At 51.2% G+C, this 17,667-nt stretch carries 13 protein-coding genes; 11 read left to right on the forward strand and 2 right to left on the reverse strand.

Annotation, left to right across the window (positions count from 1 at the left end; genetic code table 11):
• Nucleotides 1-28: 28 nt before the first annotated feature.
• Nucleotides 29-1,279: a hypothetical protein gene (locus tag QZN53_RS02860; RefSeq protein WP_163437349.1), complete on the reverse strand. Its 1,251-nt coding sequence runs from the start codon at nt 1,277-1,279 to the stop codon at nt 29-31.
• Between the two features lie 3 nt (nt 1,280-1,282).
• Nucleotides 1,283-2,680, reverse strand: coding sequence for a hypothetical protein (locus QZN53_RS02865; protein ID WP_163437351.1), 1,398 nt, complete (start codon nt 2,678-2,680; stop codon nt 1,283-1,285).
• A gap of 151 nt (nt 2,681-2,831) precedes the next feature.
• Here QZN53_RS02865 and QZN53_RS02870 point away from each other — a divergent pair, with 151 nt between their 5' ends.
• The 11 genes from QZN53_RS02870 to QZN53_RS02920 all read left to right on the forward strand — a co-directional run.
• Nucleotides 2,832-3,608, forward strand: coding sequence for a YkgJ family cysteine cluster protein (locus tag QZN53_RS02870; RefSeq protein WP_163437353.1), 777 nt, complete (start codon nt 2,832-2,834; stop codon nt 3,606-3,608).
• Nucleotides 3,609-3,610: 2 nt separating this feature from the next.
• The gene (locus tag QZN53_RS02875; RefSeq protein ID WP_294651484.1) at nt 3,611-4,408 is read left to right on the forward strand and encodes a hypothetical protein; all 798 of its coding nucleotides are present in this window, start codon (nt 3,611-3,613) and stop codon (nt 4,406-4,408) included.
• Between the two features lie 56 nt (nt 4,409-4,464).
• Complete coding sequence (lysS, locus tag QZN53_RS02880) at nt 4,465-5,973, forward strand: lysine--tRNA ligase (protein ID WP_163437354.1); 1,509 nt, start codon at nt 4,465-4,467, stop codon at nt 5,971-5,973.
• A gap of 3 nt (nt 5,974-5,976) precedes the next feature.
• On the forward strand, nt 5,977-7,224 hold the full coding sequence (locus QZN53_RS02885) for an FtsX-like permease family protein (protein ID WP_163437356.1): 1,248 nt from the start codon (nt 5,977-5,979) through the stop codon (nt 7,222-7,224).
• Nucleotides 7,217-7,888, forward strand: coding sequence for an ABC transporter ATP-binding protein (locus QZN53_RS02890; RefSeq protein WP_163437358.1), 672 nt, complete (start codon nt 7,217-7,219; stop codon nt 7,886-7,888). The genes QZN53_RS02885 and QZN53_RS02890 overlap by 8 nt, the downstream gene beginning before the upstream one ends.
• Before the next feature lie 13 nt (nt 7,889-7,901).
• Nucleotides 7,902-10,412, forward strand: coding sequence for an ATP-dependent Clp protease ATP-binding subunit (locus tag QZN53_RS02895; RefSeq protein WP_163437360.1), 2,511 nt, complete (start codon nt 7,902-7,904; stop codon nt 10,410-10,412).
• 60 nt (nt 10,413-10,472) lie between these two features.
• Nucleotides 10,473-11,114, forward strand: coding sequence for a nucleoside monophosphate kinase (locus tag QZN53_RS02900; RefSeq protein WP_163437362.1), 642 nt, complete (start codon nt 10,473-10,475; stop codon nt 11,112-11,114).
• Between the two features lie 97 nt (nt 11,115-11,211).
• Complete coding sequence (locus tag QZN53_RS02905) at nt 11,212-13,374, forward strand: polysaccharide biosynthesis tyrosine autokinase (RefSeq protein ID WP_163437364.1); 2,163 nt, start codon at nt 11,212-11,214, stop codon at nt 13,372-13,374.
• Between the two features lie 9 nt (nt 13,375-13,383).
• Nucleotides 13,384-15,084 carry a citramalate synthase gene (cimA, locus tag QZN53_RS02910; RefSeq protein WP_163437366.1) on the forward strand — a complete coding sequence of 567 codons (1,701 nt, stop codon included), beginning with the start codon at nt 13,384-13,386 and terminating at the stop codon, nt 15,082-15,084.
• Nucleotides 15,085-15,087: 3 nt separating this feature from the next.
• Nucleotides 15,088-16,377: a histidinol dehydrogenase gene (gene hisD / locus QZN53_RS02915; protein ID WP_163437368.1), complete on the forward strand. Its 1,290-nt coding sequence runs from the start codon at nt 15,088-15,090 to the stop codon at nt 16,375-16,377.
• 84 nt (nt 16,378-16,461) lie between these two features.
• On the forward strand, nt 16,462-17,667 hold a 1,206-nt coding region (locus tag QZN53_RS02920; RefSeq protein ID WP_163437370.1), incomplete at its 3' end, for an amidohydrolase.

Raw genomic sequence — 17,667 nt, forward strand, 5'->3', positions numbered from 1 at the left:
CTCTTTTAAATTTTGATATGCGGCCTATTTAGAAACCGATACTCAACTGGCCCATGTAGACACGTTCTTCGTCTTGGCCGGTGTAGTAACCGAGTTCTTCAGCCCAAGTGGCGAATTCAACCGTAATGAATCGGAGGGCTTCAATCGCGAAACCTGCAGCGGGGTAGCCGCCCTTGAAACCGCCCGAAAGGCGCAAGGCGAGGGCACGGATTTCATTGTTGTAGCCAGGCCATGCAAGCAAGTTCTGCTCGACTTCAAGACCCATATTCAGGTGAGAGAAAACCTTGTAGTTCCTATCGCTGTTGATTGCGTCGGCGTAGTCACATGCAATGTTGAATTTGCGGGCGTAGCCGGTGTTCTTGTTGAAGAATCGCGGACTGTAGTTGAAACCTGCGGTCAGGTTCGGCGTAATCTTGTCGCCGGCAAGTTCCTTGAAATAGATATCGCGCAGGGACATACCGACTCTGAATTCACGGGTGAGCTGGTAGAGCACGCCCAAGTCGATACCGGCAGAAACGGATTTGAAATCAAAAATATTGTCGGTGGCGTCATGGTAGCGGTCTTCAAGAGTATCCTGGAGGGCATCGTAGTTCAGAACGTCGACTGTAATCATTTCGACTTTCTGACGCTTGGCCATTTTGATACCCACACCGACTGAGAAATTGTTCGTAAATCCGTAAGAAATACCTGCCTGGGCCACACCGTCGACGTAGAAGGTGTCAACGACAAGGAACGGAAGAATAAGGCCTCCGTCCAGGTAAGGCGCGACGTTACCGTCAACCCAAATAGCTCCGCCGAATCCGTGGAATGCCATTTCGGCATCCATCTTGATTTTCATGGTCAGGTACTTGTGGTCGTAATTATTCAGTTTGTGAACCAGTTCGGGGTGGGCAGCGAGCGTGTCCATGAGCACATTAGACTGGCTCAGACCATTGTCGTTGGCGTAATTTCTTGCGTTCTTGTAAATCTTCTGCAAGTCTTTTGCCAGGCTATAGGTCGAAAAGTAGGTTTCGAACGGACCGGCTCCACCCAAGTTCAATCGCATGTCGCCCAAGAAATTGCGGGGATAGTAACCTTGTTCGGGGCGTAATTCATAGTTGCCCAAACGGTTGATCTGGCTCAAACCGGCGTAGTTAAAGTAGATGGCTTCTTTGTCGTCAACAAGGGCAACATGTGCATTACCCATGGCTTCGGCTCGTAGGGAATGGTGCGTCGGAGCCTTGGCTGCATATGAGGCGATTGCAAGTACAAAAATCAGGAAAAACAGAATCTTTTTCATAGCTTAGTTCCTCCCCGCAAACCACTGCATAAAGCGTTCTTCGTTGTAGTTTGCCCAGCATCCACCGATGTAATTCTTTCGGAACTCGAGATCGTAGGTGGGGGGATAATGGGTATCCTTGGCTACGGCTCTTTTATAGGCGATGAATTCTTCGAAGGGGCGGCCTTGCGGGTTGAAGACGAGCCCGGCTGCAAAAACTAAGCGGTGGTCGCCAGCGGCGACGCGGTTCTTGTATTCAGGATAGACAAATTTCCATTCTCGACCGAGTTCTTTCTGGTTGTTGGACGGGTCGTTTGCGACGGTTACTCCGTTCATGTCGATATCGACCGTCATATATTTTTCGTTCGGGCCAGCCTTTTTAATCACACGGAGGTCGCTGATGGCTGTTTTTCCGGCGGTAACGTTTTTAAGGATAAGGTCGTTGTCGTATTCGATTTCGTTGCTCTTGTCGCTCACGTCTTCGTCGATTTCGCCATCACCATCGTTGTCTTCGCCGTCGTAGAGTTCTTCGTCGACGCAGCCGTCGCCATCGTCATCGAGAATGTCGCTGTAGCCGAACTGGCCGATGATGATGTTCAAAGTCTTGGTCTGCTGGTCTTCGTCATCCTTGGCGTCTTCGGTTTCTTGGGCCAAAGCGCCACACATGCTGCTCACGGCTTTCTTTTGAGATTCTTCTTTTAAGTCACCGAAACCCTGCAGGTAGCTGTCGAACATCTTGGTCATGCTTTCGGGGCTTTCTTCACAGGTCTTGAACACGGCGTCGAATGCTTCCACGGCTTCTGCCGGCTCGTTTTTGATGTTGTTCAGGACCGAGGCCATGTCGCAGGAATTTTCATCGTTCTTGTTCAAGGAACAACCATTCATTCCTTGGGTCGTTTTGCGCAGGACGAGCATGGTTTTCATCATTTGAAGAACCATGTAGCCTTCGGAAAATGTCTTGTAAGTAATAACGCTGTCGGTTTTTCCGGCCTTGTCGCGAGCGATAAAGGCGTTGGCGATGACATTGACGGAATCAATCGTTTCCTGGAGCTGTGCGGCAACTTGGTCTGACATGCCAGAGAACGGAACCTTGGATTCGCGGCTGGCGTTTACGTAGGCGAGTAGCGAAAAAACGTTGGTTTCTTGGGTGCTGTTCAGCATGCGGTTCAGTTTCGCCTTCATGAGGCCGAACCAAGCCTGGGAATAGTTGGAGTCGGCGGCAATAGCCTTACTGAAATAGTGCTCGGCTTCAGAATATTCGTTGCTGCGGATGTGCTTGTAGCCTTCGTAGGTGAGGGCTTCCGCATCGCTGTCCTTGATGTTAATGCTTTCGGTCGGGTTAAAGATGTTGCATCCGGCAATGCCTAGAGAAAGCAATAGTGCCGTTGCCCATAAAATCTTGGATTGAAGTATGCGTTTCATAACGTGTTCCCCGTTTGCGTAAAAGATAACATTATTCTTACAAAAAGTATGTATCAATCTGTTTTTTGCGGGAATTTTGAAAAAATAAGTGATTATTGTCGCTTTTTTCATGCGCTTTTTCTTGGAAACCTAAAATATCTATCTTTGGGGTATGGAATCGTATCGAGAGTATTTTCCGACAAAGGCGTTTCGTGTAGCCGAAATGCGCCTTGCAACCCTGTTAAGGGCGGAAAGGGACCGTTTAGATGCGATTGCAACGTCGCTTGGTCGAGAATCGGCAATCGGTCCTGATAACTTACTCGAAGAACTCCCCAAAATCAAGGAATTTACGCGGGAATACCACCGGCTTTTTGCGGAATATTTAGACGCTGTTTTGCCGCAACAGCCGAGGCCTATTCAGTGTCGACCCGCCTGTGGTAATTGCTGCCATCATTACCCGATGTCGGTAGAGCCCTTTGAACTTGTGACGTTGTATTGTGACCTCAGGGGGCGGAATGACTTGCTCGATATTATGGAAGCGTGCCAGGTAAGGTCGTCGCTGTTTAGCAAGTTTTTTGAGGCTAGACGGGCCGAGGGGGCAGTTCCTGACCAGATGGATTTGGACGATTACGCCGAAGACAAGGCCCTGCATGATTATTTTAGCGCCTGGAATCCGTGCCCGTTTTCGGACAAGAAGGGCGATTGCACGGTCTACCCGTTGCGCCCAGTTTCTTGCCGTATGTATTTTAGCGAAACGGATCCTAAGTTCTGTACGCCGGAGCATTTACAGACTCCCGAGAACGATAGCTATATTGTGTACTTGCCCGATAGCATCGAAGATGCCGTTTACGGAATCTCGGAGCATTACGCCCTATTGGATTTGCCCGAAAGTTACTTTGGCGGACTTTTGGCCGTAAACCGCTTTGAAGGCTTGATTGGCGGAAACTAGAAATGAATCTGTTTGGAATGCAACTCGACCTGTTCGGGAACAATACCGATGCTCCCAAGGAACCGGCAAAGCCGAAAGTGCCGGCTTCGGTTTCGCAGAATGGATTGGTGCATTTCAAGTACAATACCCAGCTCAAAAAGAGTATCCGTTGCAAGGGGGGAGTGCTGTTTGGCCACCCTGAGGTGATTTTGCCTGCTTACATGAAGGAGCCTGAGTTTGCGCCGGCGCGTGAGCTTGCCGCCGAATGGGCGGAACACGCCGTAAAACGCAAGACGGCGAAGAACAAGGCGATTATCAAGGATTTGGTCAGCCGCTTTTGGACATTGGTGGAACAGATTCTTGCAGACCGGGGCGATGAATCCTTGTCAACCAAGGGCAGGCTCCCGCCGATTAAGCCCCAAGGCAAGTACCATAATTTGAACGATGTGCTTGCTGCTATCAACAGCACTTATTTTGAAGATAAATTAACTTGCCGTATCACCTGGAGTAACCGCGTTGGCGGACTTAGTTTTCATTCGGTCCGTCAGGACCCCGTGACTGGCGAAGAATTCCATTTGATCAGCATCAGCAAGGGTTACGATGCCGCGAACTGCCCGGAATACGCCGTGGCCGGTGTCGTGTACCATGAATGCCTGCATATTGCCATTCCGGTCGAAGTCAAGAACGGCCGTCGCATTGTGCATGGCCGTAACTTTAGACGCCGCGAACGCCAGTACATCTATTACGACGAATGGATACACTGGCACAATCACGTGCTTCCGCAGAATATCCGCAAGATGCGCCGCCATGGCGAACTCTAAAATTTCTATCTTTCTGCCGTAAATTTTAAACGTGATTTAATCACAGGATAAATACTATGGCAATGCAAGATATGAACGACCAGGTGCAGGCGCGCCTCGCTAAGCTCGAAAAGTTCAAGGAAATGGGTGTGGAGGCTTATCCGCACAAGTTCAACCGCACGCATGATTCTAAGGTTTTGAAAGAAAATAAAGCTGCCTTGATGGCTTCTGGCGAAGAAATCGCTTTCGCCGGCCGTGTGGTTCGCTTCAACCGCAAGGGCAAAATGTGCTTTATGCACCTCAAGGACCGTTACGGTCGCTTGCAGGTGGTGGTGGCCCGTGACGAAGTCGGCGAAGAAAACTACGAAGTCGTGAAGATGACCGACCTCGGTGACTTTATCGGCGTGAATGGTTCCATGTTCGAAACCCAGACGGGTGAATACTCCGTGCACGTGAAGAAGGTGACCATGCTTTCGAAGGCCGTGCGTCCGCTTCCGGTGGCCAAGGAAAAGGTCGACGAAAACGGCAACAAGGTCGTGTTCAACGAATTTGCCGATGTGGATACCCGTTACCGCCAGCGTTATATCGATATGGCCTTGAACGACGACGTGAAGGAAGTCTTCATCAAGCGTTCCAAGATCATGCAGGCTATCCGTGAATACCTGATCGAAAAGGGATTCATCGAAGTGGAAACTCCGACGCTCCAGCCGATTTACGGCGGTGCAAACGCCCGTCCGTTTACCACGCACCACAACGCTTGCGACATGACGCTTTACCTGCGCGTCGCTCCGGAACTTTACCTGAAACGCTGCATCGTGGGCGGCATGGAAAAGGTGTTCGAATTCTCCAAGAACTTCCGCAACGAAGGCATGGACCGCACCCATAGCCCGGAATTCACCGGTCTCGAATTCTACGAAGCCTATGCCGACTACAACGACATGATGGTGCACTTCGAAAACATTTACGAACGCGCCTGTATTGCCGCCAACGGCACCACCAAGATTGAATACCAGGGCAAGGAAATTGACTTCAAGGCCCCGTGGCCTCGCTACAGCATGATCGAAGCCATCGAAAAGTTCGGCGGCCTCAAGGTCAACGAAATGAGCGACGACGAAATCAAGGCCAAGATGGAAGAACTCGGCGGACACCTGGATGGCGAATTCAGCCGCGGCCGCGGTATCCTCGAACTGTTCGAGCTCACCGTGGAAGACAAGCTTATCCAGCCGATGTTCATCAAGGACATGCCGACTGAAAGTACTCCGCTCTGCAAGAAGCACCGTACCATCGAAGGCCTTATCGAACAGTTCGAGCCGTACGCTAACGGCTGGGAACTGGGCAACGCCTATACCGAACTTAACGACCCCATCCGTCAGCGTGAACTCCTGGAAGATCAGGTGCGCCGCGGCCGCGGTGGCGAAGGCGAAACGCACCCGATGGATGAAAACTTCATGCACGCTATCGAATCTGGCCTGCCTCCTACCGGCGGCGTGGGCTTCGGCATCGACCGTATGGTCATGCTCCTCACGAACCAGCAGACAATCCGTGACGTGCAACTCTTCCCGCTCATGAAGCCGGAGACCTGTTAATTAATGCATAAGTTGGAATGGCTCATCGCCTGGCGTTACTTAGGGGCTCAACGTAAGAGTCTCTTTGTATCGCTTATCGGTATCTTTAGTATGCTGGGAGTTTCCATTGGCGTGTTTGCGCTGGTGGTGGCCCTTGCCGCAGTAAATGGTTTCGAAGAAGAAGTCACCGCCCAGATGATTGGCAAAGACGCTCACTTCGAAGTGATGGCGTACAACGGCGATTTTATCGCGCCGTATGACAGTCTCATCAAAGAAGTGCGTAGCCGCGATTCACGTGTGGTGGCATCGTCTCCGTTTATCATTTACAAGGTGGGCGTGAGCTCCAAGAAAGTAAACGACGGTATCGTAATCTATGGTATCGAAACCGAAACGGCGAAGGGCGTTACTGACATTCATAAGTATATCAAGTGGGGCAATTACTCCGTCGACAGTCTTGAAGACTTGAGCGGAACGCTCCGCCCTGGAATCATTTTGGGTTCTGGCCTTGCCAATAGGCTTCGGGTGGTGGTTGGCGATAAACTCGTGTTGCAGACCTTCCAAAGCCCCGACGCCATGGTCACAAGCGGTGGCCCGAAAATGATGATGTGCGTAGTGAGTGGTATCTTTGAAACGGGTACTTACGAATACGATGGAAACCTTGCTTACGTAGGCATTCCGGAGCTCCAGAAGTTACTTGGCCTCGATGACGTGGTGACTGGTATCCAGTTCCGCCTGAATAACCATTGGCTTGCGGGCGAGGCGGTGGATAGCCTTGCCTCTTGGCTCGGTTATCCGTATTACGCCATGGATTGGAAAACGAAAAACATCACGCTCCTCAAGTGGATGAACTATGAAAAGTTCATTGTGGCGGCGGTGATTTGCCTCATCATTTTGGTGGCTGCATTCAATATCATCAGTAGCTTGATTATGGTGGTGATTGACAAGACCAAGGAAATCGGCATCCTCCGCAGCATGGGCTTGAGCAAAGGTAGCGTGATGCGCGTCTTTATGCTCATGGGCAGCTTTATTGGCGTGGGTGGTACGATTGTGGGTGGCACCATTGGCCTTGTGCTTTGCAAGTTGCAAGAGGCTTATCACTTTATCAAGCTCCCGGGTGATGTCTACGTGATTCCGTACTTCCCGATTTCGGTGCACATTCTTGACGTGATTTTGATTTTTGTAATTAGCATTGCGCTTTGTGTTCTGGCGACTTTGTTGCCGGCATGGAAGGCTAGCCGCTTGGATCCGGTGGGGGCTATTAGACATGAGTAGTTTACTGCAAACGGTTGACCTCCGTCGAGAATTTTCTGAAACGGGCGAAAAGCTTGAAATCCTCAAGGGCGTGAACTTCTCCATGGAAGAAGGCGAACTTGTGGCCCTTACGGGTTCTTCGGGTTCGGGAAAGTCGACCTTCTTGAATTTGGTGGGAATGCTTGATACACCGACTTCTGGCGAAATCCTTTTTAAGGGCAAGGCTCTTTCCAAATTCAATGACGCTGAACGCGACCGTTACCACCGTGTGCAGGTGGGCTTTGTGTTCCAGTTCCATCACTTGTTGAGCGAATTTACGGCGATTGAAAACGTGTGCGTGCCGGGCCGCATTCTCGGGACTTCTGAAAAGGAATGCAAGGAACGTGCCGCGATGCTTTTGGAAACGGTGGGCCTCAAGGACCGCTTCAAGCATTTGCCGCGAGAACTCAGCGGCGGTGAACGCCAGCGCGTGGCCATTGCCCGTGCACTCATGAACCATCCGGACTTGGTGCTGGCCGACGAACCGAGCGGCAACCTCGATGAGGCGAATTCCGCGATGCTGAACGAATTGATTGGCGAACTCAACGAAAAGTTTAATCAGGCTTTCTTGATTGTGACGCACGACGAAAAATTGGCTAGTTTTGCAAAAAGACGTGTCGTGATGCACGGTGGCGTCATTCAGTAGCTTAAGGAGAAATATGTCTGATATCAACGGTATTTTTTCGAAGAAAGCAAAGGCTGTTTTGCAGGCTGCCCGCATTGCGGCCCGCAACTTGGGTAGCGACAGCGTTACGACCGAGCATTTGCTGCTCGGCCTGGTACGTGAAGATTCCGGCTTTGCCGCCGAAACCTTGCGTGCGCTTAAGATTAATTTGAATGAACTTGGCGAAAATGTGCAGCGCTCGTTGACCACAAATGGTGGCATTATGACTGTAGGCGATGCCCATGGAGCTTTGCTTTCTTTTACAACTCGTTGTAAGGCAGCCCTTTTTAATGCGGCTAAGATTGCCAAAGAAGAAGGCGACCAGTACATTGGTCCCGAACACTTGATGCTTGCCATTTTGCAGCAGGCCGAATCTCCGGCCGCGGGCACGCTTTCGACTTTTGGCGTGACCTATGAAAGTTTTGAAAATGCCTTGCAGCAGATCAAGCGCGAGGCGATGAACGGCCAGCCCTCTGGTGAAGAGGGCGAGGGCATGGAAGGCGATGACCGCTTTATGGGACAAGGCCGCGGTGGCGATACCCGCCAGCAGGTGCGTAGCCAGAGCCGTTCCAAGACGCCGATTCTCGACCACTTTGGTCGCGACTTGACGGCGCTTGCCAAACAGGGCAAACTCGACCCGATTATCGGTCGCGGTCGCGAAATTGAACGTTTGATTCAGATTCTTTGTCGCCGCAAAAAGAACAACCCGGCCCTCATCGGTGAACCGGGCGTGGGTAAGACGGCGATTATCGAAGGCCTTGCTCAGAAGATTGTCCAGAAAAAGATCCCGGAACTCTTGATGAACAAGCGCGTGGTTACACTCGACGTGGCTGCCATGGTGGCAGGCACTAAGTACCGCGGCCAGTTTGAAGAACGCGTGAAGGGCCTGATTATGGAACTCCAGCGCGTGGACAATTCGGTAATCTTGTTTATTGACGAACTCCATACGATTGTGGGCGCGGGCGGTTCCGAAGGTAGCCTTGATGCCAGCAATATCTTTAAGCCGGCGCTCGCCCGAGGCGAACTCCAGTGCATTGGTGCCACGACGATCGATGAATACCGCAAGTACATTGAAAAAGATGCCGCGCTTGAACGCCGCTTCCAGACGATTGTCGTGAATCCGCCTAATTCCGAAGATTCTATCCAGATTTTGGAAGGGCTGCGCCCGAAGTACGAGCAGCACCACAACGCGGTGACGCTTGCCGAACGCTACATTACCGACCGATTCTTACCGGACAAGGCCATCGACGTGCTCGACGAAGCCGGTGCCCGCGTGCGCTTGAATTCGATTCGTACGCCGCAAGACCTTAAAGAAATGGAAGACGAACTTGCCGCGACCATGCAAAAGAAGGAAGAGGCCATTGCAGACCAGCAGTACGAAACTGCAGCCACTCTCCGCGACAAGATTGAAGATTTGACGAACCGCATCGCTGAACGCCGCGAAGCCTTGAATAAAGAAGACTCTGCGGACTTCCCGATTGTCGACGAAAACGAAATTCGCGATTGCATTAGCAAGATGACGGGCATTCCTGTGAGCCGCCTCGCTGGAGAAGAAACTCAGAAACTCCTGAAGCTCGGCGACGAAATCAAGGAACGCGTGATTGGCCAGGACCAGGCTGTAGACGCCGTCGTGAAAGCCATTCGCCGTACTCGCGCAGGCATTCGCGACACCAAGCGCCCCATGGGCAGCTTCTTGTTCCTCGGCCCCACAGGTGTGGGTAAGACGGAGCTTGCAAAGGTTCTCAGCCAGAGTCTGTTTGGCAGCGAAGATTCCATGATTCGTATCGACATGAGCGAATACATGGAAAAGCATAGCGTGAGTCGTTTGATTGGTGCGCCTCCGGGATACGTCGGCTTTGAAGATAACGGTGGCCAGCTCAGCGAAAAGGTGCGCAAACGCCCGTATTGCGTGGTGCTCCTCGACGAAATTGAAAAGGCTCATCCGGACATTTATAATTTGCTCTTGCAGATTTTGGACGACGGTATCCTTACGGATAGCTACGGCCGTAAAATCAACTTCAAGAATACCATCATCATCATGACGAGTAACGCGGGCGCTCGCGAAGTGCGCCACAGCTCGGGCATGGGTTTCACCAAGATGGGCGAGACCGACGACTACGAACGTATGGAAACCGCCATCCGCGAAGAAGTCAAGCGCGTGTTCTCTCCGGAATTCTTGAACCGTGTCGATGAACAGATTGTGTTCCGCCCGCTGACCAAGAAGGACCTTTCTTCTGTCGTAGACATTCAGCTGACCTTCTTGCAGAAGAACTTGTCTGAACGCGGAATCCTTCTGGAAGTTTCCGAAGCTGCCAAGGAATTCATTGTTTCGCACAACTACGATTCTGCACTCGGCGCGCGCCCGATTCGCCGCTCCATTCAGAACCTGGTCGAAGACGAAATTGCCGAAGGCTTGCTGCTTGGAATCTACAAGGACTTCACGACGATTTCGATCGATGTTGAAAACAACAAGCTCAAGTTCACGTCAGAGGCATTGCCGAGTTAAATCGGAATTAACTATATTTCCGCTCGAAAAATTTCAACACTAAACCCAAGAGGTTATACAATGGCTAAAATTCCTGCAGTTCTTATCTTTGGCGCACCGGGTTCCGGCAAGGGTACCGTTGGCGCAAAGCTCGCTGCTACTACGTCCCTCAAGCACATTTCCACGGGTGACATCTTCCGTGGCATTGCTCCTTCCAGCGAATCTGGCAAGCTCCTCGCTTCTTATTCTAGCAAGGGCCTCTTGGTTCCGGACGAAGCCACTGTCGAAATTTTCGGTCGTTTCATCGAAGGCCTCATCAATACGAACAAGGTGAACCCGGATAAGGATACCCTCCTCCTCGACGGTATTCCTCGCACGGTTGCACAGGTCAAGCTCATCGAATCCGTGGTCGACGTGAAGCACATCTTCGTGCTCGACATCAAGGACGAAAAGACCATCGTGGCACGCCTCCTGAACCGCGCCAAGATCGAAGGTCGTAAGGATGACGCTGACGAAGCTGTGATCAAGAACCGCCTCAAGGTTTACAAGGAATCTACCGCTAAGGTTCTCGGCAAGTACAGCAAGTCTATCATCAGCCGCATCAATGGCGACAACACTCCGGACGAAGTGTTCTGCGACACTCTCGCTGCCTACGTGAAGTTCTGCAAGGCTTCTAATAAGACCGCAAAGGCCAAAAAGCCTGCTTGCAAAAAGGCTAAGTAATCTAACTTAAGCCAAAAAGCTTAAAGAGACCGAGGGGTAATCCTCGGTCTTTTCTTGTTTTTCTATTTTTATGAAAGAAGAACAAGAAAGGATGAAAATGGAACCGAATAATCAGTATAATTCTACAGGCTCTACTTCCTCTGCAAAGCACAAGGACGATGATGAAATTGATATCCTTGAAGTCTTGAGCTTGCTGTTGAAGCATAAGCTGTTTTTGGCTTGTTGTATAGTTCTCGGTTGCGCTGCGGGTTTCCTGGCTTCGAACTGGATGCGCCCGCAGTTTACGAGTGATGCTCTTTTGCAGATTGATGTGAAGGGAAACAAGGCCGGAAAGGCTATGGGTGAAATGGGTGCCCTTTTGGATGTGGCATCGCCTGCTGAAGCTGAAATTGAACTTTTGAAGAGCCGCATGGTGCTGACCTATGTGGTGGAACAGGAACGTCTCTGCTTTAATGCCTACCCGAAGGGCGCTATCGATCGCTTGCTCCATCAGGAAGGCCGAATGGATCTTGAAGATCTTTATATCCCTGAAATTGCCCGCATCGAGAAGTGGACCGCCGAAGTCGTGGGTGATAATGAATTCGCCGTTTACACGCCTGAAGGTGTAAAGCTTTTGCAGGGAAAAGTGGGCGAGCCTCTCGCGGCTCCCTATGGTGGCGATACGCTTAGAATTCATGTCAAGCATTTGCTTGCAAGGCCCGGTCAGCTCTTTGTGCTTGCCCAGTCCGAACCGCTGGATGCAGTCCGAGGCTTGGTCAAAAAGCTCGATGTTGCTGAAAGGGGTAAGCAGACGGGCATCATCGGTGTGTCTTACACAGACCGCTATGCAGACAAGGCTGCTTCTGTCTTGAATACGATTGCAAATATCTATCTGCGCCAGAATGTGGAAATGCGTAGTGCCGAAGCTGAAAAGACTTTGGAATTCCTGGAAGAACAGCTCCCGGGCGTGAAGGCCAAGCTTGATACGGCCGAAAAGAAACTGGCTGATTACCGCTTGAAGATCGGCTCTGTGGACATGACGGGTGAAACTAGGGTTCACTTGGAAAAGGTCACGGAATTGGAAAAGCAGGTTCTGGAATTGGAACAGCAACGCCAGGAAGCGACTCGCTTGTTCAAGGAAGAACACCCGGCTGTCCAGACGATTATGCAGCAGCAGAGCCGTCTGCGTTCCGAACTTTCCCGTTTGAAGAAGTCTGCTGAAAACATGCCGCGTACCCAGCAAGACGTGATGAGCTTGCAAGAAGAAGTGGCGGTGAACAATGCCCAGTACACGGCCATGCTGAACAATATCCAGCAGCTCCGTGTGGTGCGTGCCGGCGAAGTGGGTAACGTACGCATTGTGGACTATGCCCAGATTGAACGCAAGCCTTCCAAGCCGAATAAGAAGGTGATCTTTGCCGGTTGCGTGGGTGGCGCATTCCTTTTGGGAGCTTTGCTGATTTACCTGTTGCAGATGACCAAGCGCGGTGTTCGCAGCTCTCTTGAAATTGAACGTGAAACGGGCATTAGCGTTTACGCCAAGATTCCGAAGGCTGAAAATGCAATTCTTTCGAAGCGTAACAAGGGTAAGAATACCAAGCCCCTTGTGGAAGACGATCCTGATTCGCCCTCCAGCGAAGCGCTCCGTTCCCTGTATACGGCTATTGAATTTGCAACGTCTGACTTGCACGTGATGATGGTGACCGGTATGGTGCCTGGCGTGGGTAAGTCCTTTGTCTCCAAGAACGTTTCGGCTCTCTTTGCGGGTTCTGGCAAAAAGACTTTGCTCATCGATGCCGACATGCGTCGCGGTGTGGTGTATAGCCATCACAAGCAGGGCCTTGGCGATGTGCTCTCGGGCCATTGCTCCTTGGATAGCGCCGTTGCCGATTCCATTACCAAGAACCTTTATGTGCTTGGTGCCGGTAAGACTGATGTGTCGCCGAGTGAACTCTTGCGCGGTGATAATTTCAAGAATCTTTTGGATGAAGCAAAGACCAAGTTTGATATCGTGATTGTGGATACGCCGCCTCTGGAACTGGTGACGGATTCTGAACTGATTTACCCGATTGTTGATTTTGCCCTGTTCGTACTCCACTATGGCAAGCATACGATGGATCAAATCAAGGAATCCATGATGAAACTAGACCGCTGCTGTGAAGGTAAGCCGCGCGCATTTGTAATGAACCATTGCGAATCCGACGGACACGGCTACGGTTACGGTGGCTACGGCTATTACGGCAAGTATAGCTATTACGGTAAAGACAAAAAGAAAAAGTAATTATAGCTCATGAAAGTCTTTTTATACGACACGACCCTACGCGATGGAAACCAGGATCGCAGAATCAGTTTGTCTTTAGCGGACAAGTTGCAGATTGCACGCCTTTTGGACCATTTTGGCTTTGACTATATCGAAGGCGGCTGGCCCAACCCGAGCAATCCGACGGACGAAGAATTTTTCCAGAAGATTAAAGACGTCAAGCTGAAACACTCCAAGATTGCCGCTTTCGGTTCGACGCGTCGTCCGGGCGTGATTCCCGAAAAGGACCCCCTGCTGCAGGCACTTGTGAAGTCGGGTGCACCGGTCAAGACCATTTTCGGTAAGAGCTGGGATTTGCATGTGACCGACGTGATTCGCACGACACTCGAAGAAAATCTCGACATGATCGAGTCCTCTGTCGCATACCTCAAGGAAAACTCTGAAGAAGTCATTTACGATGCTGAACACTTCTTCGATGGCTACAAGGCTAATCCCGAGTATGCCATGGAAACCTTGCGCGCTGCAGAAAAGGGCCATGCCGATTATATCGTGCTTTGCGATACCAACGGCGGAACCATGCCGTGGGAACTTGAAGAAATTGTCAAGGACGTCAAGAAGCGTATCTCGACTCCGATTGGAATCCATGTTCATGACGACTCGGGCCTTGGCGTGTGCAACAGCATTTACGCCGTCAAGAACGGCGCGACCATGGTGCAGGGCGTGGTGAACGGCTTTGGTGAACGTTGCGGTAATGCAAACCTCACGACCATTGCGGCTGATTTGCACTTCAAGATGGGTGCTAAGTTCTTTGCCGCGAAAAAGATTGCAAGACTCCGCCAGTTGAGCGGAAACATTGACCAGATTGTGAATTTACCGAGTGACCCGCATGCTCCGTACGTAGGCGATGCAGCCTTTGCTCATAAGGGTGGTGCCCATATCGATGGCGTGATGAAGGTGTCTCGCAGCTTTGAACACATTGACCCGCATGCAGTCGGTAACGATCGCGTGTTCGTTACGAGCGACCAGGCGGGCGGTTCTTTGGTGGTTGAAAAACTCAAGGCCATCAAGCCGGGCATCGACAAGAAGGACCCTGTGGTGGGCAAGCTTCTTACGCTCATCAAGGAACGCGAAAACGCCGGCTGGCATTTTGATAGTGCCGAAGCAAGCTTCAAAATGCTTGTGTACCGTCATTTGGGCATGGTTCAGGAACCGTTCAAGGTCTTGGGTTACCGCGTCATTGAAGACAAGACGACCCAGGGCGTGTCTGTTTCTCAGGCCACCGTGAAGCTTCAGATTGGCGACAAGATCAGCCATCAGGTGAGCGAAGGTGACGGTCCGGTGAACGCTTTGGACGCAGCTCTCCGTAAAGCTCTCTTGCCCTTCTTCCCGAATATGGCGAAGGTCAAACTTGACGACTATAAGGTGCGTGTGCTGGGTTCCAAGGTGGCTTCTGACGCAACCGTTCGCGTATGGACGACCTTCGGCGACGAAAAGGGCTACTGGAATGTGGTCGGTGTTTCGAGCAACATTATCGAAGCGTCCTGGATGGCATTCGTTGATGGCTTGACCTACAAGATTCTTGTCGATGAAAAGGTGATTGAAGGTGCCTACAAGCATCTGGACGTAAAGCCTGTTGTGCCTGTGGCCAAAGAAGAACCTGCTCCGACGAAAACGAAAAAATTGACTGCCCGCAAGGTTCGTAATCTTGCCGGTGTTTCAAGGAAGAAATAATCCATGCAAATCGTAAAAGTTACTCCGAAGTCTGCTGAAATCGAACGCATTTGTGGGCGTGAAGTTGCCCCGTCTAAAGAAATTCATGACAAGGTCATGAACATTCTTGCCGATATCAAGAAGGGTGGCATTGCGAAGGCTACCGAATACGCTCAGAAGTTTGACGGTCTCAAAGGCAAGAATATTCGCGTGCCGGCTTCCGCTATTGCAAAGTCTGCTGCCAAGTGCCCTGCAGAACTCCAGAAGGCTCTTAAGCTGGCTATCAAGAACGTGCGCGATTTCCACCAGAACCAGATGGAAGAATCCTGGCTTATGGAAGGCAAGGATGGCGTGGTGCTCGGTCAGCGTATTCGCCCGATGAAGCGCGTGGGCCTTTATGTGCCGGGTGGTGCAGGCATTTATCCGAGCACCGTGATTATGAATGCGGTTCCGGCTCTTGTGGCTGGCGTGGAAGACATTGTGGTGGTGACCCCGATTAAGGGCGAAATTAACCGCGCTGTGGCCTTCGTGCTGCAGGAACTCGGCATTGACGAAGTCTACCACATCGGTGGCGCCCAGGCTATTGGCCTGCTCGCTTACGGTGCCAAGGATGCCAAGGGCAAGACTGTCGTGGAACGCGTTGACAAGATTGTGGGCCCGGGCAACGTTTTTGCCGCCATCGCCAAGAAAGAAGTCTTCGGTGTCGTCGATATTGACATGGTGGCAGGCCCCTCCGAAGTGCTCGTGATGGCCGACAATACTTGCGATCCGGACTTTGTCGCTGCAGACCTTTTGAGCCAGGCCGAACATGGTTCCGGCTTCGAAGCTGCAATCTGCATTACCGACAACATGGAAACCGCCCAGATGATTTCTGCCTGCGTGGATGTCCAGGTCGAAAACTCTCCGAAGCGTGAACTTCTCGAAAAGGTGCTCGGCAACTTCGGTCGAATCCTCTTGGTGAAGGACTGGTTCGATGGCGTTGAAATTGCAAACCGCATTGCTCCGGAACATTTGGAAGTGATGACAGCCGAAGCTGAATCCATGGCTGCCCAGATTGAAAACGCGGGTGCTGTGTTTATCGGTCCGTGGTCCAGCGAACCGGTGGGCGACTACTTTGCCGGCCCGAACCACGTGCTGCCTACCAACGGCACGGGCCGCTTCTTCAGCCCGCTCGGCGTGTACGACTTCCTCAAGCGCATGAGCATCATCCGCTACAGCGAAAAGGCTATCAAGAAGAATGCGAAGGCTATTGCCGCCGTCGCTACCGAAGAAGGCTTTATCCACCACGCTGCAGCAGTCCTCAAGCGACTCTAATATTCAATAAAATTTTAAAAGAAAGGTTCCTCGTTCGAGGAGCCTTTACTACTTTTATGCAAAAAGGCATGAGTGAGATATTTTATGGCTAAAACGATTCTCCAATCAGTATTGTTTCAGGGAAAAAAACAGGACATCCTGATTTCTGGCAAGAAATTTGCCAAGGTCGGTCGCGAACTTTCCAAGCGTGATTACGAAAATGCCGAAATTGTCAAGTGCGATGGCCTTGCCATTGTACCGCCGTTCTATAATGGTCACACTCACGCCGCCATGACGCTTTTGCGCGGTTATGCCGACGATATGCCTCTCCAGAAATGGCTCACGGAATACATTTGGCCGTTTGAGGCGAAACTCACCGCCAAGGATATCGAAATCGGAACGCGTCTCGCCGTACTTGAAATGATTAAGTCCGGAACGGTCTTTTTCTCGGACATGTATTGGCGTCGTGAAGTTACCATGAAGGTGGTCAAGGAAATGGGCATTCGTGCAGCCATTGGTGTAACGATTGCCGAAAACTTGGATACGCCCGAACATATTGAAGAAAATTTCAAGTTCCTGCAGGATCATCGATTTGAGTCGGAACGCGTTAAACTCGCCGTGATGCCGCACAGCATTTATACGGTTGGCGAAAAAATCTTTAAGCGCTGCGCCAAGGTGGCCCGCGAAGAAAACTACATTCTGCACACTCATTTGTCCGAAACGCTCAAGGAAGTCAAGGATTGCAAAAAGCAGTACGGCTGCACTCCCGTAGAATTGCTCGACAAGTGGGGGATTCTCGGCGAAAACTTTGTGGGCGCACACTGTGTTCATTTGAACGAATACGAAATGTCGCTGATGGCCGAATCGGAATCGGCGGCAATTCTGAACCCGTGTTCGAACTTGAAACTCGGTAGCGGGATTCCTAAGGTGAATGCACTTATGGACAGTGGCGTCCTCGTGGGCCTTGGTACTGATGGTGCTTCGTCGAATAACAACCTCGACATGCACGAAGAAATGAAGCTGATTTCGCTCCTTGCAAAGGTGGAGCCGAAAACCGGTAAGGCGGAATTTCTGCCGGCGATAGAGGCGCTTGAAATGGCGACTTGGAATACGGCGCTTGCCTATGGGATTCCGGCGGGGCTGATTGCCGATGATTTTTATGCCGATGCCTTGCTGCTCGATTTAAAGAATGAACGCCTTACGCCGAACTATAACCTGGTAAGCAATTGGGTGTATGCTGGTGATTCTAGCGCAATCCATTCTGTAATCTGTAACGGCAAATTCGTGATGCGCAATCATCACGTCGATGGC

The sequence above is a fragment of the uncultured Fibrobacter sp. genome, from assembly GCF_900316465.1.
Classification (GTDB): domain Bacteria; phylum Fibrobacterota; class Fibrobacteria; order Fibrobacterales; family Fibrobacteraceae; genus Fibrobacter.

What these genes read in the sequence shown, in the direction of transcription:
- hisD (WP_163437368.1), top strand. Translation starts at nt 15,088, where the DNA reads ATGCAAATCGTAAAAGTTACTCCGAAGTCTGCTGAAATCGAACGCATT.
- QZN53_RS02890 (WP_163437358.1), top strand. Translation starts at nt 7,217, where the DNA reads ATGAGTAGTTTACTGCAAACGGTTGACCTCCGTCGAGAATTTTCTGAA.
- QZN53_RS02900 (WP_163437362.1), top strand. Translation starts at nt 10,473, where the DNA reads ATGGCTAAAATTCCTGCAGTTCTTATCTTTGGCGCACCGGGTTCCGGC.
- QZN53_RS02865 (WP_163437351.1), bottom strand. Translation starts at nt 2,680, where the DNA reads ATGAAACGCATACTTCAATCCAAGATTTTATGGGCAACGGCACTATTG.
- lysS (WP_163437354.1), top strand. Translation starts at nt 4,465, where the DNA reads ATGGCAATGCAAGATATGAACGACCAGGTGCAGGCGCGCCTCGCTAAG.
- QZN53_RS02870 (WP_163437353.1), top strand. Translation starts at nt 2,832, where the DNA reads ATGGAATCGTATCGAGAGTATTTTCCGACAAAGGCGTTTCGTGTAGCC.
- QZN53_RS02905 (WP_163437364.1), top strand. Translation starts at nt 11,212, where the DNA reads ATGGAACCGAATAATCAGTATAATTCTACAGGCTCTACTTCCTCTGCA.
- QZN53_RS02885 (WP_163437356.1), top strand. Translation starts at nt 5,977, where the DNA reads ATGCATAAGTTGGAATGGCTCATCGCCTGGCGTTACTTAGGGGCTCAA.
- QZN53_RS02895 (WP_163437360.1), top strand. Translation starts at nt 7,902, where the DNA reads ATGTCTGATATCAACGGTATTTTTTCGAAGAAAGCAAAGGCTGTTTTG.
- QZN53_RS02860 (WP_163437349.1), bottom strand. Translation starts at nt 1,279, where the DNA reads ATGAAAAAGATTCTGTTTTTCCTGATTTTTGTACTTGCAATCGCCTCA.
- cimA (WP_163437366.1), top strand. Translation starts at nt 13,384, where the DNA reads ATGAAAGTCTTTTTATACGACACGACCCTACGCGATGGAAACCAGGAT.
- QZN53_RS02875 (WP_294651484.1), top strand. Translation starts at nt 3,611, where the DNA reads ATGAATCTGTTTGGAATGCAACTCGACCTGTTCGGGAACAATACCGAT.